The 23,634-nt window shown below is 71.6% G+C and carries 24 protein-coding genes; 13 read left to right on the forward strand and 11 right to left on the reverse strand.

Annotated features, from left to right (window positions below):
* Window positions 1-7: 7 nt before the first annotated feature.
* Window positions 8-646 carry a TetR/AcrR family transcriptional regulator gene (locus A3Q37_RS14185; protein ID WP_065483613.1) on the forward strand — a complete coding sequence of 213 codons (639 nt, stop codon included), beginning with the start codon at window positions 8-10 and terminating at the stop codon, window positions 644-646.
* Window positions 647-656: 10 nt separating this feature from the next.
* Here A3Q37_RS14185 and A3Q37_RS14190 read toward each other — a convergent pair whose 3' ends face one another.
* Window positions 657-1,118 (reverse strand): MaoC family dehydratase, encoded by a 462-nt coding sequence (locus A3Q37_RS14190; RefSeq protein WP_065483617.1) that lies wholly within the window; start codon window positions 1,116-1,118, stop codon window positions 657-659.
* Between the two features lie 113 nt (window positions 1,119-1,231).
* On the opposite strand from A3Q37_RS14190, the gene soxR reads away from it, so the two are divergent.
* Entirely contained in the window at window positions 1,232-1,711 is a 480-nt protein-coding gene (soxR, locus tag A3Q37_RS14195; RefSeq protein WP_065483620.1) for a redox-sensitive transcriptional activator SoxR, read from the forward strand.
* Between the two features lie 29 nt (window positions 1,712-1,740).
* Here soxR and A3Q37_RS14200 read toward each other — a convergent pair whose 3' ends face one another.
* Window positions 1,741-2,358, reverse strand: a complete 618-nt coding sequence (locus tag A3Q37_RS14200; protein ID WP_065483625.1) for a hypothetical protein — start codon at window positions 2,356-2,358, stop codon at window positions 1,741-1,743.
* Between the two features lie 234 nt (window positions 2,359-2,592).
* Between A3Q37_RS14200 and A3Q37_RS14205 the strand changes: the two genes are divergently transcribed.
* Window positions 2,593-3,075, forward strand: coding sequence for a GNAT family N-acetyltransferase (locus A3Q37_RS14205; RefSeq protein ID WP_065483628.1), 483 nt, complete (start codon window positions 2,593-2,595; stop codon window positions 3,073-3,075).
* A 13-nt stretch (window positions 3,076-3,088) separates the two neighbouring features.
* Here the strand turns inward: A3Q37_RS14205 and A3Q37_RS14210 are convergent, their stop codons facing one another.
* Window positions 3,089-4,372 carry an exo-beta-N-acetylmuramidase NamZ domain-containing protein gene (locus A3Q37_RS14210; protein ID WP_065483632.1) on the reverse strand — a complete coding sequence of 428 codons (1,284 nt, stop codon included), beginning with the start codon at window positions 4,370-4,372 and terminating at the stop codon, window positions 3,089-3,091.
* A 179-nt stretch (window positions 4,373-4,551) separates the two neighbouring features.
* On the opposite strand from A3Q37_RS14210, the gene A3Q37_RS14215 reads away from it, so the two are divergent.
* From A3Q37_RS14215 to A3Q37_RS14230, 4 genes are all read left to right on the forward strand, one after another.
* Window positions 4,552-5,325 (forward strand): SDR family oxidoreductase, encoded by a 774-nt coding sequence (locus A3Q37_RS14215; protein WP_176711415.1) that lies wholly within the window; start codon window positions 4,552-4,554, stop codon window positions 5,323-5,325.
* Complete coding sequence (locus A3Q37_RS14220; protein ID WP_176711416.1) at window positions 5,322-7,085, forward strand: class I adenylate-forming enzyme family protein; 1,764 nt, start codon at window positions 5,322-5,324, stop codon at window positions 7,083-7,085. The genes A3Q37_RS14215 and A3Q37_RS14220 overlap by 4 nt, the downstream gene beginning before the upstream one ends.
* Before the next feature lie 49 nt (window positions 7,086-7,134).
* On the forward strand, window positions 7,135-7,728 hold the full coding sequence (locus A3Q37_RS14225) for a TetR/AcrR family transcriptional regulator (RefSeq protein ID WP_010057064.1): 594 nt from the start codon (window positions 7,135-7,137) through the stop codon (window positions 7,726-7,728).
* A gap of 480 nt (window positions 7,729-8,208) precedes the next feature.
* A complete protein-coding gene (locus A3Q37_RS14230) occupies window positions 8,209-9,543 on the forward strand; it encodes a M28 family metallopeptidase (RefSeq protein ID WP_065483636.1) in 1,335 nt (444 codons plus the stop codon).
* Window positions 9,544-9,610: 67 nt separating this feature from the next.
* Here the strand turns inward: A3Q37_RS14230 and A3Q37_RS14235 are convergent, their stop codons facing one another.
* Both A3Q37_RS14235 and A3Q37_RS14240 read right to left on the reverse strand, forming a co-directional pair.
* The gene (locus A3Q37_RS14235; RefSeq protein ID WP_065483639.1) at window positions 9,611-10,825 is read right to left on the reverse strand and encodes an acyl-CoA dehydrogenase family protein; all 1,215 of its coding nucleotides are present in this window, start codon (window positions 10,823-10,825) and stop codon (window positions 9,611-9,613) included.
* 6 nt (window positions 10,826-10,831) lie between these two features.
* Window positions 10,832-11,854, reverse strand: coding sequence for a phosphotransferase family protein (locus tag A3Q37_RS14240; protein WP_065483644.1), 1,023 nt, complete (start codon window positions 11,852-11,854; stop codon window positions 10,832-10,834).
* Window positions 11,855-11,997: 143 nt separating this feature from the next.
* Here A3Q37_RS14240 and A3Q37_RS14245 point away from each other — a divergent pair, with 143 nt between their 5' ends.
* A complete protein-coding gene (locus tag A3Q37_RS14245; protein WP_065483647.1) occupies window positions 11,998-13,290 on the forward strand; it encodes a glucarate dehydratase family protein in 1,293 nt (430 codons plus the stop codon).
* A 65-nt stretch (window positions 13,291-13,355) separates the two neighbouring features.
* The gene (locus A3Q37_RS14250; protein WP_065483651.1) at window positions 13,356-14,294 is read left to right on the forward strand and encodes an NADP-dependent oxidoreductase; all 939 of its coding nucleotides are present in this window, start codon (window positions 13,356-13,358) and stop codon (window positions 14,292-14,294) included.
* Window positions 14,295-14,313: 19 nt separating this feature from the next.
* Here the strand turns inward: A3Q37_RS14250 and A3Q37_RS14255 are convergent, their stop codons facing one another.
* From A3Q37_RS14255 to A3Q37_RS14265, 3 genes are read right to left on the reverse strand one after another with little or no spacing between them, the layout of a single operon-like run.
* A complete protein-coding gene (locus A3Q37_RS14255; RefSeq protein WP_065483655.1) occupies window positions 14,314-14,628 on the reverse strand; it encodes a DUF202 domain-containing protein in 315 nt (104 codons plus the stop codon).
* Complete coding sequence (locus A3Q37_RS14260; protein WP_065483658.1) at window positions 14,625-15,020, reverse strand: YidH family protein; 396 nt, start codon at window positions 15,018-15,020, stop codon at window positions 14,625-14,627. Before A3Q37_RS14260 ends, A3Q37_RS14255 begins: the two co-directional genes overlap by 4 nt.
* A gap of 9 nt (window positions 15,021-15,029) precedes the next feature.
* Window positions 15,030-15,545, reverse strand: a complete 516-nt coding sequence (locus tag A3Q37_RS14265) for an NUDIX domain-containing protein (protein ID WP_065483661.1) — start codon at window positions 15,543-15,545, stop codon at window positions 15,030-15,032.
* A 111-nt stretch (window positions 15,546-15,656) separates the two neighbouring features.
* Between A3Q37_RS14265 and A3Q37_RS14270 the strand changes: the two genes are divergently transcribed.
* Window positions 15,657-17,318 (forward strand): FAD-binding dehydrogenase, encoded by a 1,662-nt coding sequence (locus A3Q37_RS14270; RefSeq protein ID WP_065483665.1) that lies wholly within the window; start codon window positions 15,657-15,659, stop codon window positions 17,316-17,318.
* Window positions 17,319-17,505: 187 nt separating this feature from the next.
* Here the strand turns inward: A3Q37_RS14270 and A3Q37_RS14275 are convergent, their stop codons facing one another.
* Window positions 17,506-17,931 (reverse strand): ASCH domain-containing protein, encoded by a 426-nt coding sequence (locus A3Q37_RS14275; protein WP_065483674.1) that lies wholly within the window; start codon window positions 17,929-17,931, stop codon window positions 17,506-17,508.
* Between the two features lie 204 nt (window positions 17,932-18,135).
* Between A3Q37_RS14275 and A3Q37_RS14280 the strand changes: the two genes are divergently transcribed.
* Together A3Q37_RS14280 and A3Q37_RS14285 are read left to right on the forward strand one after the other, a co-directional pair.
* On the forward strand, window positions 18,136-19,107 hold the full coding sequence (locus tag A3Q37_RS14280; protein ID WP_065483678.1) for a hypothetical protein: 972 nt from the start codon (window positions 18,136-18,138) through the stop codon (window positions 19,105-19,107).
* Between the two features lie 56 nt (window positions 19,108-19,163).
* The gene (locus tag A3Q37_RS14285; RefSeq protein ID WP_065483680.1) at window positions 19,164-20,735 is read left to right on the forward strand and encodes an APC family permease; all 1,572 of its coding nucleotides are present in this window, start codon (window positions 19,164-19,166) and stop codon (window positions 20,733-20,735) included.
* A gap of 109 nt (window positions 20,736-20,844) precedes the next feature.
* Here A3Q37_RS14285 and A3Q37_RS14290 read toward each other — a convergent pair whose 3' ends face one another.
* Together A3Q37_RS14290 and A3Q37_RS14295 are read right to left on the reverse strand one after the other, a co-directional pair.
* Window positions 20,845-22,242 (reverse strand): GntP family permease, encoded by a 1,398-nt coding sequence (locus A3Q37_RS14290; RefSeq protein ID WP_065483683.1) that lies wholly within the window; start codon window positions 22,240-22,242, stop codon window positions 20,845-20,847.
* An 11-nt stretch (window positions 22,243-22,253) separates the two neighbouring features.
* A complete protein-coding gene (locus A3Q37_RS14295) occupies window positions 22,254-22,763 on the reverse strand; it encodes a gluconokinase (RefSeq protein WP_065484134.1) in 510 nt (169 codons plus the stop codon).
* A gap of 150 nt (window positions 22,764-22,913) precedes the next feature.
* Here A3Q37_RS14295 and A3Q37_RS14300 point away from each other — a divergent pair, with 150 nt between their 5' ends.
* Window positions 22,914-23,615, forward strand: a complete 702-nt coding sequence (locus tag A3Q37_RS14300; RefSeq protein WP_010057081.1) for a FadR/GntR family transcriptional regulator — start codon at window positions 22,914-22,916, stop codon at window positions 23,613-23,615.
* The last annotated feature ends 19 nt before the right edge of the window (window positions 23,616-23,634 follow it).

Here is a 23,634-nt window from a genome sequence, read left to right on the forward strand (position 1 = left end):
CTGGGCGATGAGTGCGGCGGAGGAGACGAGCGGCGAGGACACGCCGTGGGGCGAGGTCACTCCCGAGGCGGCCAGGCGGCTCCTCGTCGCCGCCGTGGACGCCTTCGCCGAGCGCGGGTACCACGCGACGACCACCCGTGACATCGCCGGCCGGGCCGGAATGAGCCCGGCCGCGCTCTACATCCACTTCAAGACCAAGGAAGAGCTGCTCCACCGGATCAGCAAGATCGGTCACGAGCGGGCGCTGTACGTCCTCGACACCGAGGCGGACCGGGACGGCACGGCCGCCGAACGGCTCGCCGGAGCCGTCCGCTCCTTCGTCCGCTGGCACGCGGAGCGCCACACCACCGCCCGGGTCGTGCAGTACGAGCTCGACGCGCTGGGCGAGGAGCACCGCACCGAGATCGTCGCGCTGCGGCGCAGGAGCGACGCGGTGGTGCGCCGGATCATCGGCGAAGGGGTGCGCGACGGCGAGTTCGACGTCCCCGACGTCCCCGGGACCACGCTCGCGGTGCTGTCCCTCTGCATCGACGTGGCCCGCTGGTTCAACGCCCAGGGGAGCCGTACGCCCGACGAGGTCGGCGAGTTGTACGCCGACCTCGTCCTGCGGATGGTCGGGGCGCGTACGGCCCCGGAGCCGAAGTAGCCGCTGGAGGTCAGAAGTAGTAGCGGGACACCGACTCCGCGACGCAGGCCGGCTTCTCGCCGCCCTCGCGCTCGACGGTGACGACCGCCGTGACCTGCACGCCGCCGCCCACCTCCGTGACCTCCCGGAGCACCGCCGTGGCCCGCAGCCGCGAGCCGACCGGGACGGTCGAGGGGAAACGGACCTTGTTGGTCCCGTAGTTGATGCCCATCTTCATGCCGTCGACCCGCATCACCTGCGGTACCAGCGCGGGCAGCAGCGAAAGTGTCAGATAGCCGTGCGCGATGGTCGTGCCGAACGGCCCGTCCTTCGCCCGCTCCGGGTCCACGTGGATCCACTGGTGGTCGCCGGTCGCCTCGGCGAACTGGTCGATCCTCTTCTGTTCGATCTCCAGCCAGTCGCTGTGTCCCAGCTGCTCGCCCACTCCGTCCCGCAGCTCCTGCGCGGACGTGAAGATCCTCGGCTCTGCCATGTTCCCGGTCCCTGCCTTCCGGCTCGACGCACCATCCGGCGCGATGTCTAAGCGCTTGCTCAGCATCGTTGGGCGGCACGTTCCTGTCAACGACATGGCAGTAGGTTTGAGGGGTGCCCCAGATCCCACAGACACTCCACGAACTCTCGGTCGGCCAGCTCTCGGCGCGCAGTGGCGCAGCCGTCTCGGCCCTGCACTTCTACGAGTCCAAGGGCCTGATCACCAGCAGCCGCACCAGCGGCAACCAGCGCCGGTACTCGCGTGACGCGCTGCGCCGGGTCGCCTTCGTCCGGGCGGCGCAGCGTGTGGGCATCCCGCTGGCCACGATCCGGGACGCCCTCGCCGAACTGCCCGACGAGCGCACGCCGAACCGCGAGGACTGGGCCCGTCTCTCCGAGGCCTGGCGCAAGGAACTGGACGATCGCATCGGGCAGTTGCACCGCCTGCGCGACCATCTGACCGACTGCATCGGGTGCGGCTGTCTGTCGCTGGAGACCTGTGTGCTGTCCAATCCCGACGACATCAGCGGTGAGCGGATCACCGGTTCCCGTCTGATGCCCGAGCGCAAGCCGCCGACCGAAGACCCCGCTTAGTACCGAACGCGGTTCTTGGCCACGTCACGTCACGCGGCGGCCACCGCGGCGGGCCTCCGATGCCGTGGCAGCCGGGACCGGGCCAGCGTGCGGTCGGTCAGGGCGGGCTGCGGCACCGCGATCCCGCAGCCCGTGCACACCGGCCCTGCCCACGGCTCCTCGCCGCGCTCCTGCCGCCACTCGATGCCGGTGCCCGCACAGACCGGGCAGGCCGAGCCGGGGCCGGCGCCGAGGGCCGCGATCAGCCGGCGCAGGACCTCCGCGAGCGGCTCCGTGGGATGGACCTCGGGGTCGGTGCAGCGGGCCACCCCGTGACCGCCCCAGGTGCGCCGGTGCCAGTCGTCGAACGCGCCGGGCCGCCGCAGCCCCGCGTGCTTCTCGCGCCGCCGCCGCTCCGCGAATCCCGCCTCGTACGCGAGCCAGACGGCCCGCGCCTCCTCCAGCTCGTCCAGCGCGCGCATCAGGCGCACCGGATCGGGCGCCCGGTCCTCGGGATCGATCCCGTGCCGGGCGCACAGATGGTCCCAGGTCGCCCGGTGCCCGTACGGGGCGAACCTCTCCAAACACTTCCGCAGCGAATACCGCCGCAGGGCCAGATCACCCCGCGGATCTCGGACCTGTCTCGCAAGACTCCGGAAACCGGCCATGACACCGCCACCTCCGTCGCTCGTCCTTGGACGTCATGGAATGGACGTACGCCTGCCCGTTTCGGCTCCATCGAAAGATGAAATCCGCCCATTGGCCGAGAATCCCCATGTGGGGCGGGGTGCCACGGGCGGAAGCGGAGCGGCGCACGGACGGGTGGTGCGAGGGCGCGCGGTCCTTGCGCCGGTGGTGAAATCCCCTGGCGCCGGCACGAGCCCGTGAGGTTGGGTTCCCCCATGACAACAGCTCGACCGCGCCTGGAAAAGATCACCGCCGACAACGTGCTCGACGCCTGTCGGCTGGAAGTCGCACCCGAGCAGCGAAAGTTCGTCTCCCCGGTCGCGCAGTCCCTGGCCGAGGCCTATGTGCATCCTGTCGCCTGGCCCCGGCTGATCTGTGACGGTGAGCGTGCCGTCGGTTTCGTGATGGCGTACTTCGACCTGCCGTTCGACTTCGACTCCGAGGTGCCGGACGCCCCGAACCGTTCCGGACTCTGGCGACTCGCGGTTGCCGCGGGTGAGCAGGGCCGGGGCTACGGGCGGTTCGCCGTCGGCGCGGTCAACGAGGAGATCCGGCGGCGTGGCGGGACAGTGTCGACCGTGACCTGGAAGCCCGGCGAGGGCGGTCCCGAGGAGTTCTACCTCGGGCTCGGCTACCGCAAGCGGGGCCTCACCGACGACGGCGAGTACCTCGGCGACATGGACCTCACGGCAGCCTGACCCGGCAGAGGCCCTACCCTCCGTACCGCAGATACCTCCGCCGCTTCGCCCGGAACGCCGTCAGGTCCCGCTGCCATGCCCGTACCACCGCGTCCGTGTCCGCGCCCGCGTCGATCATCGTGCGGACCCGGGTGTTCCCGGTGAGTTTGTCGATCCAGTTGTCCGGGCGCCAGGCGAAGTCGCTCCAGGTCTGCTTCGCCGTCACCAGCAGGGCGATTCCGGTGCGGACCGGGTCGAAGGTCTCCCGGTCCTGGACGTGGAGCTGGACCCCGCCCACTGTCTTGCCCTGGAACTTGGAGAACGTCGGCGCGAAGTACGCCTCGCGGAAGGCGACCCCCGGCAGCTCCAGCGCGTTCGCCGCGGCCGCCCAGCGGTGGTCGATGCCCTCGGCGCCGAGGAGTTCGAAGGGGCGCGTGGTGCCCCGGCCCTCGGAGAGGTTCGTGCCCTCGAACAGGCAGGTGCCGGAGTAGACGAGCGCCGTCTCCGGCGTCGGCATGTTCGGGCTCGGCGGCACCCACGGCAGGCCGGTGGCGTCGAAGAAGTCCGAGCGCCGCCACCCCGACATCGTCACCACGTCCAGCCGCACCGGATTCTCGTGCAGGAACTCCGCGTTGAAGAACAGCGCCAGCTCCGCCACCGTCATCCCGTGCGCCTGGGCGATCTCCCGGCGGCCGACGAACGTCGCGAACGCCGGGTCCAGCACCGGGCCCAGCGCCTCCCGCCCGGTCACCGGGTTCGGCCGGTCCAGTACGACGAGCCGCTTGCCCGCGAGCGCCGCCGCCTCCATGCAGTCGTACAGCGTCCAGATGTACGTGTAGAAGCGGGCGCCCGCGTCCTGGATGTCGAACACGACCGTGTCCACGCCCGACGCCGTGAAGATGTCCGCGAGGTCCTGCCCGCTCTTGAGGTACGTGTCGTACACCGGCAGCCCGGTCGCCGGATCGTCGTAACGCCCCTCGGAGCCGCCCGCCTGCGCCGTTCCCCGGAACCCGTGCTCGGGGCCGAACACGGCGGTCAGGTTCACCCGGTCGTCCGGGTGCATCACATCGACGATGTGCCGGACGTCGGCGGTGATCCCGGTCGGGTTGGTGACGACCCCGACCTTCTGACCTCGCAGCAGCCGGTAGCCGTCGGCCGCCAGCCGGTCGAAGCCGGTACGCACCCGGCCGCGTCCCTTCCCGTGGCCGCGCCCGGAGGCGGCGGACGCGGCGGATGCGGCACCCGTGCCGGCCGCCGTCGCCGCGAGCGCCCCCATCGCGCCTCCCGCGGCCAGCACACCACGTCGGGACAGGCTCATTCCGCTACCTCCATGATCGCGCCGACTGTCATGGCCACGCACGCTAGCGCGGGCCGGGGCCGCGCGGAACGACCTGGGCCGCGCCGATTCCCCGAGCCGCCCCGCGCGCTCCTCCCGGACCCTTCCCGATCACATACCGACCGGTTAGTCTGCCGGTGCAGCCGGAACGGAGAGGCGGGATGACGATGGGTACGGTGCAGGGCGCCGGCGTGGTGGTCACGGGGGCCGGAGGCGGCATCGGCGCCGCTCTGGCCCGCAGGTTCGCCGCCGGAGGGGCGCGGGTCGTCGTCAACGACCTCGACCTCGCGCGGATCGAACCGCTCGCCAAGGAGATCGGCGGCATCGCCGTCGCCGGGGACGCCTCGGGGATCGTGGACGCGGCCCGGGAAGCGCTGGACGGCACGGTCGACGTCTACTGCGCCAACGCCGGTCTGGCCTCGCCCGGTGACGCGTTCGCCGACGAGGACGTCTGGGCCGCCGCCTGGGACGTCAATGTGATGGCCCACGTCCGCGCGGCCAGGGCCCTTCTGCCGGACTGGCTGGAGCGCGGCAGCGGGCGGTTCGTCACCACCGCCTCCGCCGCCGGGCTGCTGACGATGATCGGCGCGGCCCCGTACAGCGTCACCAAGCACGGGGCGGTGGCCTTCGCCGAGTGGCTGTCGCTCACCTACCGCCACCGCGGGATCAAGGTCCACGCGATCTGCCCGCAGGGCGTGCGCACCGACATGCTGACCGCCGCCGGTTCGGCCGGTGAGCTGGTCCTCGCCCCCGGCGCCATCGAGCCGGACGCCGTCGCCGACGCCCTCTTCGAGGCGATGGACGCCGACCGCTTCCTGGTGCTGCCGCACCCCGAGGTGGCCGGGTACTACCAGGCCCGCGCCGCCGATCCCGACCGGTGGATGCGCGGGATGAACCGGCTCCAGCAGCAGTGGGAGGAGGGGAGCGAAGCATGAGCGACCCCACGGCCCCGGGCTCCGGCACCGCCCGGCCCACCGGCGCCGCGCCTTCCGGAGCCACGCCCCCCGGCGCCCCGGCCCCCGGCGCCCCCGCCGGCTCCATCTACGCCGCCCAGCCCTGGCTCGCCCTGCTCAGCGAGGTCCAGCGTGCCCCCGTCACCCCGCCCCCGACCGTCCTCCACGCCTGGCGGGCCGCCGTGGACCGGGCCCCGGACCACCCGGCCCTGGCCTACTTCGACGGGCGGCTCAGCTACCGGGAGACCGACGAGCTGTCCGACTCCGTGGCCGGGCACCTCGCCGCCCGGGGGCTCGGCCACGGCGACCGGGTCGCGATCATGCTCCAGAACAGCCCGCACTTCGTCCTCGCGCTGCTCGGCGCGTGGAAGGCCGGAGCCACCGTCGTACCGCTCAATCCGATGTACAAGGCGGGCGAGGTCGGCCACGTCCTCGCGGACGCCGGGGTCACCGCGCTGATCTGCTCGGACCGGGCGTGGGAGACGTACCTCCGCGACACCGCGGCGGCCGCCCCGGACCTCCGTATCGCGCTGACCGCCTGTGAGCTGGACCTCCAGAGCGTGAACGACCCCCGCGTCCTCGGCTTCGAACGGCTCCCGGCCCCCGGCCCCGACGACCTCGCGGACGACCTGCTGACCGCCGCCCGCGCCGGGCACCCGGCCCCGGCGGACCGCGAACTCACCGCCGCCGACACCGCCCTGATCAGCTACACCTCCGGCACCAGCGGCACCCCCAAGGGCGCGATGAACGCCCACGGCAACATCATGGTCAACGCCGAACGCCAGCGCACCGGCCACCCCATCCCCGAGGGCTCCGCCTACTTCGCGCTCGCCCCGCTCTTCCACATCACCGGCATGGTCTGCCAGCTCTCCGCCTGCATCGCCAACGCGGGCACCCTCGTCCTCGCATACCGCTTCGAGGCGGGCGTCGTCCTGGAGGCCTTCGCCGCCCACCGCCCCGCCTACACCGTCGGCCCGGCCACCGCCTTCATGGCGCTGGCCGCGCACCCGGACGTCACCCCGGACCACTTCGCCTCGTTCCGGGTGATCTCCTCCGGCGGCGCGCCCCTGCCGCCCGCGCTCGTGGAGAAGTTCCGCGCGGGCTTCGGCCCGTACATCCACAACGGCTACGGGCTCACCGAGTGCACCGCCCCCTGCGCCTCGGTCCCGCCCGAGCACGAGGCCCCCGTCGACCCGGTCTCCGGCACCCTCTCCGTCGGCGTCCCCGGGCCCGACACCGTCGTCCGGATCCTCGACGAGGAGGGTCGGGAGGTGCCCTTCGGGGAACAGGGCGAGATCGCGGTGCGCGGCCCCCAGGTCGTCTCCGGCTACTGGAACCTCCCCGAGGCCACCGCCGCCGCCTTCCCGGACGGCGAGCTGCGCACCGGCGACATCGGGTTCATGGACGCGGCGGGCTGGCTGTACGTCGTGGACCGCAAGAAGGACATGATCAACGCCTCCGGGTTCAAGGTGTGGCCCCGCGAGGTGGAGGATGTCCTCTACACCCACCCGGCGGTGCGGGAGGCGGCCGTCGTCGGCGTGCCCGACGCCTACCGGGGGGAGACCGTCCGGGCGTACGTGAGCCTGCGCCCGGGCGCCTCCGTGGAGCCCGGCGAACTGGGCGCGTACTGCGAGGAACGGCTCGCCGCGTACAAGTATCCGCGCGAGGTGGAGATCCTGACCGAGCTGCCGAAGACGGCGAGTGGGAAGATCCTCAGGCGGGAACTGCGTTCCCTCCGTTAGAACAGCGTCGAAACAGCACATGCACAGTACGAAAGGAAGGTGGCGGCTCATGGCCAAGGCGACGGACCAGAACGGCACTCCCGTCCCCCAGAGGCTGCTGGCCGCCGCCACCCGGCTCTTCGCCGAGCGCGGGTACGACCGCACCTCGGTCCAGGAGATCGTCGAGGCGGCGGGCGTCACCAAGGGGGCGCTCTACCACTACTTCGGCTCCAAGGAGGACCTGCTCCAGGAGGTCTACGCCCGGGTGCTGCGGCTTCAGCAGGAACGCCTGGACGCCTTCGCGGACGCCGAGGCCCCCGTCGAGCAGCGGCTCCGTGACGCGGCGGCCGACGTGGTGGTCACGACCATCGACAACCTCGACGACGCCGCGATCTTCTTCCGCTCCATGCACCACCTGAGCCCCGAGAAGAACAAGCAGGTACGCGTCGAGCGCCGCCGCTACCACGAGCGCTTCCGGGCGCTGATCGAGGAGGGGCAGAACAGCGGCGTGTTCTCCTCCGCCACCCCCGCCGACCTGGTCGTCGACTACCACTTCGGTTCCGTCCACCACCTCTCCACCTGGTACCGCCCGGACGGCCCGCTCAGCCGCCAGGAGGTCGCCGACCACCTCGCGGACCTGCTGCTGCGGGCCCTGCGCCCGTAGGGGGTGTCTTGCCGATCATGCCGGGCTCGCGTGCCCTGGCACCGCACCTCGCCGCGTTGTCGTCACTCGCCATGGCTCCGCCATGACTCCCTCCTCCGCCTTGCGATGCACGGCACCAGACCCCGCTCCCTGATCCGGCCTGATCGACAAGACCCCCCCTAGCGCCCGTCCTCCGGCTCCCGCGCCACGGAGCCACCCGGTGGCCCGCTTCGCCGGGCTGGGCGAGTCTGGATGTATGAGGTATGTCCGGCCCCCTCCGGGGGCGCCAGCGTTCGCGGGGAGAGATCCGTTCGTTAATAGAACGGACCTGTCCGGTTTCCGCTCTTGACGGAGCACTGTCATTTCCTTGAGCATCGGTCACGCATTGCGCACCTCTGGGCCGCTTGTCCGGGCCCACGCTCCAGGACCCGGCCGGATCACCGCGCGGCCGGGGACCCCCCGCACGTTCCGTCACTCCCCAACGGAATCCGGAGCCCGTGAATGAGACCGAACCGTTCCACCCTGCGCAGATCCCCGGCGGCCGTCGCCGCCGTAGCCCTCGGAGCCCTCCTCGCGACCGCCGCGCCCAGCGCCCAGGCCGCCGGGGCGCCGACCCCGGAGGCGGTCGCGGCGGCGCCCGACATCCCCGTGGCCAACGTCAAGGCCCACCTCTCACAGCTCTCGACGATCGCCGCGAACAACGGCGGCAACCGCGCCCACGGCCGTCCCGGCTACAAGGCGTCCGTCGACTATGTGAAGGCCGAGCTCGACGCGGCCGGATACACCACCACGCTCCAGCAGTTCACCTCCAGCGGCGCCACCGGCTACAACCTGATAGCCGACTGGCCCGGCGGCGACCCGAACAAGGTCCTGATGGCCGGGGCCCACCTCGACTCGGTCTCCTCCGGCGCCGGCATCAACGACAACGGCTCCGGCTCGGCCGCCGTGCTGGAGACCGCGCTCGCCGTCTCCCGCGCCGGGTACCAGCCCGACAAGCATCTGCGGTTCGCCTGGTGGGGCGCGGAGGAGCTGGGCCTGATCGGCTCGAAGTACTACGTCAACAACCTGCCGTCCGCCGAGCGTTCCAAGCTCTCCGGCTATCTCAACTTCGACATGATCGGCTCGCCCAACGCCGGTTACTTCGTCTACGACGACGACCCGGTCATCGAGAAGACCTTCAAGGACTACTTCGCGGGTCTGAATGTCCCGACCGAGATCGAGACCGAGGGCGACGGCCGCTCCGACCACGCCCCGTTCAAGAACGCCGGCGTCCCCGTCGGCGGGCTCTTCACCGGCGCGGGCTACACCAAGTCCGCCGCCCAGGCGCAGAAGTGGGGCGGGACCGCGGGCCAGGCCTTCGACCGCTGCTACCACTCGTCGTGCGACAACCTGAGCAACATCAACGACACCGCCCTGGACCGCAACAGCGACGCCGCCGCCCACGCCGTCTGGACCCTGTCCTCCGGCACCGGCGAACCGCCCACCGGCGAGGGCGTGTTCACCAACACCACCGACGTGGCCATCCCGGACGCCGGAGCGGCGGTCACCTCGTCGATCGAGGTCACCGGACGAACGGGCAACGCCCCGGCCGCACTTCAGGTCGGCGTCGACATCAAGCACACCTACCGCGGCGACCTCGTCGTGGACCTGCTCGCCCCGGACGGCACCGCGTACCGGCTGAAGAACTCCAGCAGCGGCGACTCGGCCGACAACGTCATCGCGACGTACACGGTCAACGCCTCCGCCAAGGCGGCCAACGGCACCTGGAAGCTCCGCGTCCAGGACGTCTACCGGTCCGACACCGGCTACATCGACAGCTGGAAGCTCACCTTCTGACAACAGGTGACGTACGTGGCTGCGGCCCCCTCCCGACGAGCACCTCGGGAGGGGGCCGCACCCGTTCTCACAGGTACTTCTTGATCTCCCGCCGGGCCAGCGACCGCTGGTGCACCTCGTCCGGCCCGTCCGCCAGCCGCAGCGTCCGCGCCGAGGCCCACAGCTCCGCCAGCGGGAAGTCCTGGCTCACCCCGCCCGCGCCGTACAGCTGCACCGCGGAGTCCAGGATGTCCACCACCGCGCGCGGAGTGGCGATCTTGATGGCCTGGATCTCGGTGTGCGCGCCCTTGTTGCCCACAGTGTCCATCAGCCAGGCCGTCTTCAGCACCAGCAGCCGCAGCTGCTCCACCGTGACCCGGGCGTCCGCGATCCAGTTCTGCACGACGCCCTGTGCGGCCAGCGGCTTGCCGAACGCCGTACGCGCCACGGCTCGCCGGCACATCAGCTCGATGGTCCGCTCCGCGATCCCGATCAGCCGCATGCAGTGGTGGATCCGGCCCGGACCCAGCCGCGCCTGAGCGATGGCGAAGCCGCCGCCCTCCTCGCCGATCAGATTCGCCGCGGGCACCCGGACATCGTGGAAGACCACCTCGGCGTGGCCGCCGTGCGAGTGGTCCTCGTACCCGTACACCCGCATCGCGCGCCGCACCTCCACGCCCGGGGTGTCGCGGGGGACCAGGATCATCGACTGCTGGCGGCGGATGTCCTCGCCGTCCGGGTCGGTCTTGCCCATCACGATGAAGACCGCGCAGTCCGGGTTCATCGCCCCGGAGATGTACCACTTGCGCCCGTTGATGACGTAGTCATCGCCATCGCGGATCATCCGCGTCTCGATGTTCGTCGCGTCCGATGACGCCACGTCCGGCTCCGTCATCGCGAACGCGGAGCGGATCTCCCCGGCGAGCAGCGGCTCCAGCCACTGCTTCTTCTGCTCGTCGGTGGCGAACTGGAACAGCACCTCCATGTTCCCGGTGTCCGGAGCGGCGCAGTTCGTCGCGGTCGGCGCGAGGTGCGGGGAGCGTCCGGTGATCTCCGCGAGCGGGGCGTACTGGAGGTTCGTCAGCCCGGCCCCGTACTCCGCGTCGGGCAGGAAGAGGTTCCACAGCCCCTGCCGCCTGGCCTCGGCCTTCAGCTCGCCGACGACCGCCGGGGTGTCCCACGGCGAGGCGAGCCGCGCCCGCTGCTCCTCGGCGACCTGCTCGGCCGGATACACATGCTCGTCCATGAACGCGAGCAGCCTGCTCCGCAGCTCCTCGGTACGGGCGTCGAATGCGAAGTCCATGGGGGTTCAGCCTTCCTGGAGGGTGGTGAGGCCGTGCTCGATGAAGACGGGGACCAGCTCGCCGATCCGGTCGAAGCCCGCGCCGACGGTCTGGCCGAGGGTGTAGCGGTAGTGGATGCCCTCCAGGATCACGGCGAGCTTGAACCAGGCGAACGCGGTGTACCAGGAGATGGCGGAGGTGTCCCGGCCCGAGCGGGCGGCGTACCGCTCGATCAGCTCGGCGGGGGTGGGGTGCCCGGCCGCCCCGCTGGTGGTGGAGACGGGCGACTTCGGCAGGCCGAGGTCCGAGCTGTACATCACGAGCAGCCCGAGGTCCGTCAGCGGATCGCCGAGCGTGGACATCTCCCAGTCGAGGACGGCCTTGATCCGGTCGTCGGAGCCGATCAGCACGTTGTCCAGGCGGTAGTCGCCGTGGACGACGGTGGGCGCGGGGGAGGAGGGCAGGGCCCGGCCGAGCGCGGCGTGCAGCTCGTCGATGCCCGCCAGGTCGCGGTTGCGGGAGGCGTCCAACTGCTTGCCCCAGCGCCGCAACTGCCGGTCCAGGAAGCCCTCGGGCCGTCCGAAGTCCCCGAGCCCGACCGCCTCCGGGTCCACGGCGTGCAGATCGACCAGGGTGTCGACGAGCCCGAGGACCGCCGCCCGGGTGCGCTCGGGGCCCAGCGGGGCGAGCTGCTCGGCGGTGCGGTACGGGGTGCCCTCGACGTACTCCATCACGTAGAACGGCGCGCCGATCACCGAGTCGTCCTCGCAGAGCAGCAGCGGCTCCGGCACCGGGACGGCCGTCGGGTGCAGACCGCTGATCACGCGGTGCTCGCGCGCCATGTCGTGCGCGGTGGCCAGCACATGGCCGAGCGGAGGCCTGCGCACCACCCACTGTCCGGTCCCGTCCCCGACGACGTACGTGAGGTTCGAGCGGCCGCCCTCGATGAGCCGCGCTTCGAGGGGTCCGCTCACCAGCCCCGGCCGCTCGCGGTCGAGATGGCCGCGCAGCAGCTCCGGGTCGAGACCTGGTGGGGGGACTGAGCTCATGGTGCGTACCTCCGGGCGACTGCGGACTGGTCGGAACCATGATGCCGACCAGTCGGTATGTCGTCCAGTGCCCTTCGGGATCTGCCGCTCGGGAAGCCGCCCGGACTCTGGTGGTGAAACGCATCTCTGAATACAGTTCACGTATGAATACAGCTCTGGTGATCGAAGACGTCCGGCTCACCCCGATCCTCGTGTCCGATCCGCCCCTGCTGAACACGCAGGGCGTCCACCAGCCGTACACCCCACGCCTGATCGTGGAGGTCGTCACCCGGGACGGAACCACCGGAGTGGGGGAGACCTACGGCGACGGCGCCTACCTGGAGCCCGCCCGCTCCCTGGCCCAGGCGCTCCCGGGCCGGGCGGTCACCGATCTGAACGGGCTGTTCGCCCTGGCCGAGGAGGTGTGCGACGGATCGCACGCCACCGCCGACGACCGGGTGGACGCCGGAGGGCTGCGCGGGGTCCGGAACGCCGGGAAGGTCCGGCTCTCGGTCGTCTCCGCCTTCGAGGTCGCCTGCCTGGACGCCCTCGGCAAGGCCCAGGGCCTGCCGGTGCACGCGCTGCTGGGCGGCAAGGTCCGCGACAGCGTCGAGTACAGCGCGTACCTCTTCTACCGCTGGGCCGCCCATCCTGGCGCGGGCGAGGCCGACGACTGGGGTGCGGCGCTCGACCCGGCCGGCGTGGTCGCCCAGGCCCGGCGCTTCGCCGACACCTACGGCTTCGGCTCCTTCAAGCTCAAGGGCGGCGTCTTCGAACCCGACCGGGAGATCGCCGCGATCCGCGCCCTGGCCGAGGCGTTCCCCGGCCGGCCGCTGCGCCTCGACCCGAACGGCGCCTGGTCCGTCCCCACCTCGCTGTACGTCGCCGACCAGCTGAAGGACGTCCTCGAATACCTGGAGGACCCCACCAGCGGCACCGACGGCATGGCCGCCGTCGCCGCCTCCACCGACGTCCCGCTCGCCACCAACATGTGCGTCACCACCCTGGCCGAAGTCCCCAAGGCCTTCGCCCGTGACGCTGTCCAGATCGTCCTGAGCGACCACCACTACTGGGGCGGCCTGCACCGCACCCGGGAACTGGCGGCCGTCTGCCGCACGTTCGGCGTCGGACTCTCCATGCACTCCAACACCCACCTCGGCATCAGCCTCGCCGCGATGACCCACGTCGCCGCCACCGTGCCGGACCTCGCGTACGCCTGCGACAGCCACTACCCCTGGCAGACCGAGGACGTCATCACCGAGCGCCACACCTTCACCGGCGGACGACTCACGGTCTCCGACGCCCCGGGGCTCGGCGTCGAACTGGACCGCGACCGCCTCGCCGCCCTGCACCGCCGCTGGCTGGACGACGACGGGACGCACCGCGAGCGCGACGACGCGGCGGCGATGCGCGTCGCCGAACCGGACTGGACCACCCCGGCGGTCCCGCGCTGGTGAGGGGCGGGACCCACGGCCGTACCGTCTGAGTTGCGGCGACCCTGACCTGCGCGGAAGGTCGAGGGATGAAGGCGATCAGCTACAGCGCGTACGGTTCCGCCGACGTCATGGAGTACGGCGAGCGGCCCGACCCCAAGGTCGGCCCCGACAGCGTCCTGGTCAAGGTCCGGGCAGCGGCAGTGAACCCGGTCGACTGGAAGGCCCGCGAGGGCTATCTCCAGGGCGCCCTCGACGCCGTCTTCCCGGTGATCCCCGGCTGGGACGTCTCCGGGGTCGTCGTGCAACCGGGCGTCGCCGTCGACGAGTTCGCGGTGGGCGACGAGGTCATCGGCTACGTCCGCGAGGACTTCCTCTCGCGCGGTACGTTCGCCGAGTACGTCGCCGCCCCCGTGCGCACCCTCGCCCGCAAGCCCCTCAGCCTGAGCTTCGAGGAGTCGGCGGGCCTGCCGCTGGCCGGGCTGACCGCGTACCAGGTGCTGCACCGCAACCTGAAGATCCGCGAGGGCGACACCGTTCTCGTCCACGCGGCGGCCGGGGGCGTCGGGTCACTCGCCGTCCAGATCGCCCGGCACGCCGGCTGCCGGGTCGTCGGCACCGCGAGCACCCGCAACCACGAGTACCTGCGCAGCCTGGGCGCGGAGCCCGTGGAGTACGGCGACGGCCTCGTCGAACGGCTGCGGGAGCTGGTCCCCGAGGGCTTCGACGCCTCCTTCGACACGGTGGGCGGCGACGCCCTGAAAGCCTCCGCCGACACCCTCGCCCCGGGCGGCCGGCTCGCCTCCATCGCGGACAGCGAGGTGTTCTCCTACGGCGGCAGTTACGCCTTCGTGCGCCCCGACGCGGCGGACCTGGCCCAGGTCGCGGAGCTGGCCGAGCGGGGCATCGTCACCGTTCATGTGGACCGGGTGTTCCCGCTGGAGGAGGCCGCCGAGGCGTACCGCCTGAACCAGGAGGGGCGGACGCGCGGGAAGATCGTGGTCACGGTGGACTGGGGCACGCCCTAGGTGTGTTGTTCGGCCGGTTTCAGAACAGCATCGCCGCCGCGAACACCGCCAGCGCCACCGTGCACAGCGCCGCCGTCAGCGCCCCGCGCGGCGCGAGCTGCTCGGGCCGCGCCACCCCCAGCACCATCACCCGGCGGTGGGCGACCAGCAGGAACCCCAGCCAGGCCAGCGCGCTCAGCGCCACCGCGACCAGCGCGGCCGGGGTCGCCCCGCTGTGCAGCGCCTGCCGCCCCGCGAGGAGCGCGACCACCGTGGCGGTCAGCGTCGTCCGCCGCCAGGCCAGCCGCGTCCGCTCCGGCTGAAGCCCCGGATCCCGGTCCGTCGCCGCCGTCACACGCCCTCCCAGCCGAAGAGGACCACCACCACCATCGCCACGGCGACGACGGCGACCACCAGACTCAGCAGGGTCGGGAACCGGGACACCGGCAGGTCCTCGCCCCGCCGCATCGCCCGTTCACACCGCACCCAGTGGTTGACCGCCCGCAGCGCGCAGAGCACCCCGGCGGCCAGCAGCCCGAGCGCGAGCCCGGCCCGGACGCCCCACGCCAGCTCCGGCAGGAACTGGTCGACGGCGAAACCCCCGCCGATGAGGGCCAGAGCCGTCCGGATCCAGGCGAGGAAGGTCCGCTCGTTGGCCAGCGAGAACCGGTAGTCGGGGGTGTCCCCCTCCTCCCGGATCCGCTGCGGCGCGAACCACAGCCGTACACTCCGCGCGATCTTGTTCACACGGGCACCTTACGAGGAGCGCGCCCGGAACTCCTTCAGCCGCCGATGCGCCTCCAGACCGTCCGGCACCCAGGGCCACTCGCCGAGCCGCCGCTCCAGCTCGGCGTCGTCCAGGAACGCGTGCCAGGCGACCTCCTCCACCTGCGGGGAGACCGGCAGCTCGCACCGGACCTGGTAGACGGCCGACCACCAGGTGTGCTCGCCGTCGGCGTAGAGGAACCGGAACAACGGTTCCGGCCGCGGGAGCCCCGAGACCCCCAGCTCCTCCTCCGCCTCGCGCAGCGCCGCCTCGTCGTACGACTCGCCCGCGCCCACGACCCCGCCGACGAACATGTCGTAGTGCGAGGGGAAGACCAGCTTCGTGGGCGTACGCCGGTGGACGAAGATCCTGCCCTCCGCGTCCCGCGCCTCGATGAACACGCAGCGGTGCCGCAGCCCCCGCGCGGTCGCCTCGCCGCGCGGGGCCTGCCCGATGACCTCGTCGTTCTCGTCGACGATGTCCAGAATCTCGTCAGAGGGCGTCATGCGTTTCATCCAACAGCACCCGGACGGTTGACGTGACAGCGACGGGTACCCAAGATCTGACGCACGGGTAACTTGTCGCCCGGCTGCCCCCTCCCCGACAGGATGGAACCCATGGCGTACGACGCTGATGTGATCGTGATCGGGGCAGGACTCGCCGGGCTCGTGGCCACCGCCGAACTGGTCGACGCCGGCCGTTCCGTGATCCTCCTCGACCAGGAGCCCGAGCAGTCCATCGGCGGCCAGGCGCACTGGTCCTTCGGCGGGCTCTTCCTCGTGGACTCGCCCGAACAGCGCCGCATGCGAATCAAGGACAGCCGGGAACTGGCCCTCCAGGACTGGTTCGGCACGGCAGGCTTCGACCGCGAGGAGGAGGACCGCTGGCCGCGCATATGGGCCGAGGCGTACGTCGACTTCGCCGCCGGTGAGAAGCGTTCCTGGCTGCACCAGCAGGGGCTGCGGATCTTCCCGGTCGTCGGCTGGGCGGAACGCGGCGGTTACGACGCCAACGGCCACGGCAACTCCGTCCCCCGCTTCCACATCACCTGGGGCACCGGCCCCGGCGTCGTCGCCCCCTTCGAGCGCCGGGTCCGCGAGGGCGTCGCCAAGGGGCTCGTCCAGCTGCGGTTCCGCCACCGGGTCACCGGCCTCGCCCGCACGGCCGGGGCGCTCGACACGGTCACCGGCGAGATCCTGGAGCCGAGCGGGGCGGAACGCGGCACGGCGAGCAGCCGTGAGGTCACGGCCCCCTTCGAGCTGAAGGCCCAGGCGGTGATCGTCACCTCCGGCGGCATCGGCGGCAACCACGACCTGGTCCGCGCCCAGTGGCCCGAACGGCTCGGCACACCGCCCGAGAAGATGCTCTCCGGCGTCCCCGCCCATGTCGACGGGCTGATGCTGGGCATCGCCGAGAAGGCGGGCGCGCACCACATCAACAGCGACCGGATGTGGCACTACACCGAGGGCATCGAGAACTGGAACCCGATCTGGGCCAAGCACGGCATCCGGATCCTGCCCGGCCCCTCGTCCCTCTGGCTGGACGCGCGCGGCAAGCGGCTGCCGGTCCCGCTCTTCCCCGGTTTCGACACGCTCGGCACCCTCGAACACATCATGGGCTCGGGCCACGGCTACACCTGGTTCGTGCTCAACCAGCGCATCATCGGCAAGGAGTTCGCGCTCTCCGGCTCCGAGCAGAACCCGGACCTGACCGGCAAGTCCGTCCGCGACGTGATCGGCCGGGCCCGCGCGGACGTACCCGCACCGGTGAAGGCGTTCATGGACCACGGGGCGGACTTCGTCGTGGAGAAGGACCTCGACGCCCTGGTCCGCGGCATGAACGCGATCACGGGCGACGGCCTGATCGACGCGGCCGAGCTGCGCCGCGAGATCACCGCCCGGGACCGCGAGATCGCCAACCCGTTCACCAAGGACCTTCAGGTCACCGCGATCCACGGGGCCCGCGCCTACCTCGGCGACCGCCTCATCCGTACGGCGAAACCGCACCGGATCCTGGACCCGGCGGCGGGCCCGCTGATCGCCGTACGCCTCAACATCCTGACCCGTAAGTCCCTGGGCGGCCTGGAGACGGACCTGTCCTCCCGCGTCCTGACCGCCGAGGGCACCCCGCTCCCCGGCCTGTACGCGGCGGGCGAGGCGGCGGGCTTCGGCGGCGGCGGAGTCCACGGCTACCGCTCCCTGGAGGGCACGTTCCTGGGCGGCTGCATCTTCTCGGGCAGGGCGGCGGGCAGGGCGGCGGCAGAAGCAGTGGCTTCGTAGCCCCGGCGTTCCAAGCTCTTCCTGAGCGCCGCGGATCGGGCCCGCACCTCAAGCCCCTCCGGCCATGGCGGACCGGGCCCGCAAATTCAAGCCCCTCCGGCGATTGAGGAGCGGGGCCCGGGGCAGAGCCCCGGCGTCCACCCGGCCGAAGGCCCGCCCCCACCCCGCGGACGAACCGAACCCCCGGTCACCCCAACCGCTCCACCACCCGAAACCGCTCCGCGACAATCATCGTCCCGTCGTCCACCGTGAACGCCGGATCCCCCAACGCCTCCCGCATCTCCTCGCTGTGCCAGAACCGCTCATGCCCCGCCCGCCACTCCGCCACCGAGGCGTACCCCTCACCCTCGTCCAGCGCGTGCCGCAGATCGACGGCCCCCAGCGGCAGCACCCGCACCTCGGTCACCTCGACCACCGCCACCTCCCGGCCGTCCGAGTCGATCAGCGCCGAGCGTTCGCCGACCGGAGGCAGCTCCTCCTGCTCCAGCTCGTACTCGCACAGCAGGCCGGTGGTGGACACCTTCTCGCCGGACAGGACCGCCGCCACCAACCGGTCGCGCAACGGCCCGGGAAAGGCGAGAAGGAAGGGGGCGAGGGGTTCACGAGGCTCCATGCACGCAGTGTGTCAGGCGTCACCCCCGCCCCGCCCGCCCCACCCGCACGCTGCGCCGATACCGCCGACGGGCCGACCGGATCCGGCCAACTGGCCGAGAAGCCGGAGCCGTAGCCGACGGGTGCCCCTTGACGCGGAGCATCGCCTGCCGCTTTGCTGTGCGCGATCATCTGCTCGCACACCGCATCGAAAGAAGCCCGCGGCATGCCCCCGCCCCCGCCGCCCCTGGGTCGCTCCCGTCGTCGGGGCAGCCGCTCGGACCACGTCTTCGACCCGGCCCTCGACGACGACGAACTCATCGCCGCACGCGGACAGTTCGTCCAGGGCAGATGGTCCGAGGCCCGCACCCTGCTGGTGGCCACCGGGCGGGACTGGGACCGCCGCGGACATCGCGTACTCGCTCTCGCCGAGACCTCGTCCGCCGAGGACTGGGCCGGTGACTGGCTGCTCGTCGAACCCGAGAGCGCCGACGCGGCCGTCCTCCTGGCCTGCGCCCGGGTCGTCCGCGCGCTGCGGCCGAAGGCCAGGGCCGACGAGGCCGCCCGCGCCCGGGAAGCCTGTCTGGCCGCCGCCCGCCTCATCCCCGACGACCCCACCCCCTGGCTCGCGCTGCTCCTCCTGGACCGGGGGCGCGACGACGGCGCGGACGAGACCGGCAGGCTCTTCGAGGAGGTGCGTTCCCGCCACCCCGACCACCATCACGCCCACCATGTGATGACCGCGCTGCTCGCCGAGAGCGACCCCGCCGGCGGCCACGACCCGCTCCACGAGGTGTACGACTTCGCCGCCTGGGCCGCCGAACTGGCCCCCGCCGACTCCCCGCTGGCCGTCCTCCCGGTCGTCGCCCACGCCGAGCGCTACCGCGTCCTGGTCGCCGCCGGTATCGAGCCCGACGACCCGGCGCGCTCCGGGCACTGGTCCGGCCGCCGGGCCCGCCAGGTGATGAAGGCCGCCTTCGACTGGTGGCTGGAATGGGAGCGCGACGACCACCCGCGCCACCGCCTCGACCTGAACTTCCTGGCCCACGCCAAGGTCTGCGAGGGCCGGCCCGCCGAGGCCGCCGCCCTCTTCCACCGCATCGGCACCCACGCCACCCCCGCGCCCTGGTCGTACTCCGGCCGGGACCCCCACGGGGCGTTCACCGCCGCCCGCGCCTACGCGCTCGGCACCCCGTAAAGCACGAAGGGCACCACCCCACCACCAGGAACCACGAGAAAGGGACCCATCCCGCCATGTCGACCGGCAGTTCATTTTCCAGCGAGACCGGCACCACCAGGGGGACGGCCGATACCGGCGGGATCAACACCTACAAGGGCGAGGAACGCGCCCTGCGCGCCGACCGGCTCGGCACCCCCGGCCTTCTGCTCTCGGTGGTCGCGGCCAGCGCCCCGCTGATGGTGGTCGCCGGGGTGATGCCCACGGTCTTCGGCGTGATGGGCATCGTCGGCCAGCCGCTGCTCTACATCATCCTGGGCATCGTCCTGATGCTGTTCAGCGTCGGATACGCGGAGATGAGCCGGCACGTCCACAACGCCGGGGCGTTCTACGCGTACATCGCCCGGGGCCTCGGCCCGACCGCCGGCGCCGGGGCGTCGCTCGTGGCGCTGGTGGCGTACAGCGCGATGCAGGTCGGCATCTACGGCATCCTCGGCTTCGAGGTCTCCGGCATCTTCGCCACGTACCTCGACATCGAACTGGCGTGGTGGATACCGGCCCTGGTCTCGGCGGCCGTCGTCGGCGTCCTCGGCTGGCTGAAGATCGACCTCAACGCCAAGGTGCTCGGCGTCCTGCTGGTCATCGAGTGCGCCCTCGTCGTGATCTTCGACATCGCCGCCGTGGGCAAGCCGGGCCCCGAGGGCCTGTCGCTGCACGCCTTCAACCCCGAGACCCTCACCGGTGCCGGGCTCGGCACCGCGCTCTGCTTCTGCATCGCCGCGTTCGTCGGCTTCGAGCAGGCCCCCGTGTACGCGGAGGAGACCAGCCGCCCGCAGATCGTGGTCTCCCGGGTGATGTTCCTCGCGGTCGGCTACGCCGCGCTGTTCCTGGCCATCAGCTCCTGGGCCCTGACCGTGGCCGCCGGACCCGGCTCCATCGCCGACACCTCCCTCAAGGAGGGCCCCGGCATGCTGTTCGGCCTCACCGAGGAGCGGCTCGGCTCCACCTTCACCGACGTCCTGCACATCCTCTTCGTCACCGGGATGTTCGCCGCCCTGCTCAGCTTCCACAACGTCGTGGCCCGCTACGCGTTCGCGATGGGCCGCGAGGGCCTGCTGCCCGCGAGCTTCGGCCGCACCAACCGGGCGAGCGGCGCCCCCGGCACCGGTTCGCTGCTCCAGTCCGCCGTCTCCGTCGTGATCATCGCGGCGTTCGCGTTCACCGACGACAACCCGGTCGGCGACCCCACCGTCCCGGTCCTGCGGCTGTTCACCTGGATGGGCAACGTCGGCGCGCTCGGCGTCATCCTGCTGATGGCGGCCGCCTCCTTCGCCGTCATCGCCTTCTTCGTCAAGCGCGGCGCGGGCCGCGCGCAGGCCCCGCGGCTGGCCGCCTCCGCACTCGCCGGACTCGCGCTCCTGACGATCGCCGTCTTCACCGTCCGCGACTTCGACGTCCTCGTCGGCTCCGGACCCGGCTCGGCCCTCAACTGGCTGCTGCCCGGCGTGATCATCCTCGCCCTCGTCGGCGGCCTGGTGTACGGGGCGGTGCTGCGCTCGGTCAAGCCCGAGGTGCACGCCCGGATCGGCCTCGGCAACGAGGCGTTCCAGCTGGAGAAGGCGGCCGAGAACGAGGCGTCCCGCCGCTGACATTCCCGTACGGGAAACGTACGTACGGGACAGCACGTACAACGAAACGCCCGCCCCGGTGACGTACCGGGGCGGGCGTTCGTCCGTTCTTCTTGCCGTACGGAACCGGCTACAGCAGCAGCGACAGCAGCAGGATGAACGCCATGGCCACCACGGAGATGATCGTCTCCATCACGGACCAGGTCTTCACCGTCTGCCCGACGTTCATGCCGAAGTACTCCTTCACCAGCCAGAACCCGGCGTCGTTCACATGGCTGAAGAAGAGCGAACCGGCGCCGACGGCCAGCACCAGCAGCGCCGCGTGCGAGGTCGACATGTCGGCGGCCAGCGGGGCGACCAGACCGGCGGCCGAGATGGTGGCGACCGTGGCCGAGCCGGTGGCGAGGCGGATCGCGACGGCGATCAGCCAGCCCAGCAGCAGCGCGGGGATCGACCAGTTCTCGGAGAAGTCCAGGATCATCTGGCCCACCCCGGCGTCGATCAGCGTCTGCTTGAAGCCGCCGCCCGCGCCGACGATCAGCAGGATCCCGGCGATCGGGGCGAGGGACTTCTCCACCGTGCCGGCCAGCCGGTCCTTGGTGAACCCGGCGGCCCGGCCGAGCGTGAACATCCCGACCAGGACGGCCGCGAGCAGGGCGATCAGCGGCGAACCGACGACCATGGTGACCTTCTGGAGGCCGTTCTCCGGGTTGTCGACCACGATCTCGACGAGCGCGTTCAGCAGCATCAGGACGACCGGCAGCAGGATCGTCGCCAGGGTGGCGCCGAAGCTCGGACGGCGGTCCAGCTCCTCGGAGGGACGCTGCGGGATCATGTTCTCCGGCGGCTTGATGTCCACCCAGCGCGCGGCGTAACGGGAGAAGACCGGACCGGCGATGATCACCGTCGGGATGGCGACCAGCACACCGAGCGCCAGCGTCACACCGAGGTTGGCGTCCAGGGCGTCGATCGCGACCAGCGGGCCGGGGTGCGGCGGGATCAGCCCGTGCATCACCGAGAGCCCGGCGAGCGCGGGGATACCGATCCGCATCAGGGAGTAGTTGCCGCGCTTGGCGACGAGCAGCACGACCGGGATCATCAGCACGATCCCGACCTCGAAGAAGAGCGGCAGCCCGATGATCGAGGCGATGAGGACCATCGCCCAGGGCATGGCCCGGCCGCTCGCCTTCGCCAGGATGGTGTCGACGACCTGGTCGGCCCCGCCGGAGTCGGCGAGCAGCTTGCCGAGGATCGCGCCGAGCGCGATCAGGACGCCCACGCCCGCGACGGTGGAGCCGAGGCCCGCGGTGAAGCTGGCGATCGTGTCGGCCGGGGCGGCCCCGGCGAAGGAGCCGAGCGCCAGCGAACCGATGGTCAGCGCCAGGAACGCGTGCATCTTGAGCTTGGTGATGAGGAGAACGATGACGGCGATACCCGCCAGGACGGCGATGCCCAACTGAGCGTTGCCTGCCGAGGTGATCGTTTCGGCGGCGTCCGCTGCCAGCATCTCGACGCTGAGACTGGTCACGGTGATGGTCCTTAACTGTCGAGCCGGCGCAGCGCGGCGACGGCTCGCTGGGTGATTTCCTCGGGGGTGCCGGACACGTCGACGCTCACCCCGGCCTCGTCGGCCTGGAGCGGTTGCAGCGTCGCGAACTGCGAGTCGAGCAGCGCGGTGGGCATGAAGTGGCCCTTGCGGTCCGCCATCCGCTCCTCGATCAGCGCGCGGTCACCGGTCAGATGCAGGAAGAGGGCGTCCGGCGCCCCGTCCCGCAGCCGGTCCCGGTAAACCCGCTTGAGCGCCGAGCTGGAGACGACCCCGCCGACCCCCGCCCGCCCGTGCGCCCACGCGCCGATGGCGTCCAGCCAGGGCCACCGGTCGTCGTCGTCCAGGGGGGTGCCGGCCGACATCTTGGCGATGTTCGCCGGGGGATGGAAATCGTCGCCCTCGGCGTACGGAACGCCGAGTTCGGCGGCGAGCAGGGGACCGATCGTGGTCTTGCCGGTTCCTGCCACGCCCATCACCACGACGACGTGGGGGGTGCTCATGCGGGGTGCGGTGTTCATGGGGGTGTCTCGCTGTCTTCTTCGACATCGGTCCGTCGCGCTACTGAAACCTATTAGGTACGACTTATTCAAGAGGCTGTGACGTAAAAGTCGTACTTATTATTCCTGTGGCCCGCCTCGTAGGCTTGACCCATGACCACACAGAGCCAGGGACTGCATACACATGTGCTGGACACCCTGGGTCTGGAGATCTCCTCCGGCCAGTGCCCGCCCGGCAGCGTGCTGCGCACCGACGAGCTCGCCCAGCGCTTCGACGTCTCCCGTACGGTGATCCGCGAAGTGATCCGGGTCCTGGAGTCGATGCACCTGGTCGAGTCCCGCCGCCGCGTCGGCGTGACGGTCCGCCCCACCGAGACGTGGAACGTGTACGACCCCCAGGTCATCCGCTGGCGGCTGGCCGGCGCCGACCGCCCCCGCCAGCTGCGCTCCCTCACGGTCCTGCGCTCCGCGATCGAACCCGTCGCCGCAGGACTCGCCGCCCGCCACGCCACCGCCGAGCAGTGCGCCGAGCTCACCGAACGCGCCCTCGGCATGGTCGCCACCTCGCGCGGCCAGCAGCTGGAGGGCTACCTCGAACACGACATCGCCTTCCACCGCATCGTCCTCAACGCCTCCGGCAACGAGATGTTCGCCCGCCTCGGGGACGTCGTCGCCGAGGTCCTCGCGGGCCGCACCCACCACCAGGTGATGTTCGAGGACCCCGACCCGGCCGCCGTCACCCTGCACGTCCGGCTTGCCGAAGCGGTCCGCGAGGGCGACCCGGAGGCCGCCGAGCGGATCACCAAGGAGATCGCGGTCGGCGCCCTGCACGAACTGGACGTGCTCGCTCCGTAGGAGGTCTCCCACGGCGTAC

Origin of the sequence: Streptomyces sp. PTY087I2, assembly GCF_001687325.1 — a bacterium.
Lineage (GTDB): Bacteria > Actinomycetota > Actinomycetes > Streptomycetales > Streptomycetaceae > Streptomyces.

Bases quoted from the DNA above. Each gene is read 5' to 3' on its own strand.
- A3Q37_RS14185 (WP_065483613.1), top strand. From the start codon at position 8: ATGAGTGCGGCGGAGGAGACGAGCGGCGAGGACACGCCGTGGGGCGAG.
- A3Q37_RS14190 (WP_065483617.1), bottom strand. From the start codon at position 1,118: ATGGCAGAGCCGAGGATCTTCACGTCCGCGCAGGAGCTGCGGGACGGA.
- A3Q37_RS14200 (WP_065483625.1), bottom strand. From the start codon at position 2,358: ATGGCCGGTTTCCGGAGTCTTGCGAGACAGGTCCGAGATCCGCGGGGT.
- A3Q37_RS14205 (WP_065483628.1), top strand. From the start codon at position 2,593: ATGACAACAGCTCGACCGCGCCTGGAAAAGATCACCGCCGACAACGTG.
- A3Q37_RS14210 (WP_065483632.1), bottom strand. From the start codon at position 4,372: ATGAGCCTGTCCCGACGTGGTGTGCTGGCCGCGGGAGGCGCGATGGGG.
- A3Q37_RS14215 (WP_176711415.1), top strand. From the start codon at position 4,552: ATGACGATGGGTACGGTGCAGGGCGCCGGCGTGGTGGTCACGGGGGCC.
- A3Q37_RS14220 (WP_176711416.1), top strand. From the start codon at position 5,322: ATGAGCGACCCCACGGCCCCGGGCTCCGGCACCGCCCGGCCCACCGGC.
- A3Q37_RS14225 (WP_010057064.1), top strand. From the start codon at position 7,135: ATGGCCAAGGCGACGGACCAGAACGGCACTCCCGTCCCCCAGAGGCTG.
- A3Q37_RS14230 (WP_065483636.1), top strand. From the start codon at position 8,209: ATGAGACCGAACCGTTCCACCCTGCGCAGATCCCCGGCGGCCGTCGCC.
- A3Q37_RS14235 (WP_065483639.1), bottom strand. From the start codon at position 10,825: ATGGACTTCGCATTCGACGCCCGTACCGAGGAGCTGCGGAGCAGGCTG.
- A3Q37_RS14240 (WP_065483644.1), bottom strand. From the start codon at position 11,854: ATGAGCTCAGTCCCCCCACCAGGTCTCGACCCGGAGCTGCTGCGCGGC.
- A3Q37_RS14245 (WP_065483647.1), top strand. From the start codon at position 11,998: ATGAATACAGCTCTGGTGATCGAAGACGTCCGGCTCACCCCGATCCTC.
- A3Q37_RS14250 (WP_065483651.1), top strand. From the start codon at position 13,356: ATGAAGGCGATCAGCTACAGCGCGTACGGTTCCGCCGACGTCATGGAG.
- A3Q37_RS14265 (WP_065483661.1), bottom strand. From the start codon at position 15,545: ATGACGCCCTCTGACGAGATTCTGGACATCGTCGACGAGAACGACGAG.
- A3Q37_RS14270 (WP_065483665.1), top strand. From the start codon at position 15,657: ATGGCGTACGACGCTGATGTGATCGTGATCGGGGCAGGACTCGCCGGG.
- A3Q37_RS14275 (WP_065483674.1), bottom strand. From the start codon at position 17,931: ATGGAGCCTCGTGAACCCCTCGCCCCCTTCCTTCTCGCCTTTCCCGGG.
- A3Q37_RS14280 (WP_065483678.1), top strand. From the start codon at position 18,136: ATGCCCCCGCCCCCGCCGCCCCTGGGTCGCTCCCGTCGTCGGGGCAGC.
- A3Q37_RS14285 (WP_065483680.1), top strand. From the start codon at position 19,164: ATGTCGACCGGCAGTTCATTTTCCAGCGAGACCGGCACCACCAGGGGG.
- A3Q37_RS14295 (WP_065484134.1), bottom strand. From the start codon at position 22,763: ATGAGCACCCCCCACGTCGTCGTGGTGATGGGCGTGGCAGGAACCGGC.
- A3Q37_RS14300 (WP_010057081.1), top strand. From the start codon at position 22,914: ATGACCACACAGAGCCAGGGACTGCATACACATGTGCTGGACACCCTG.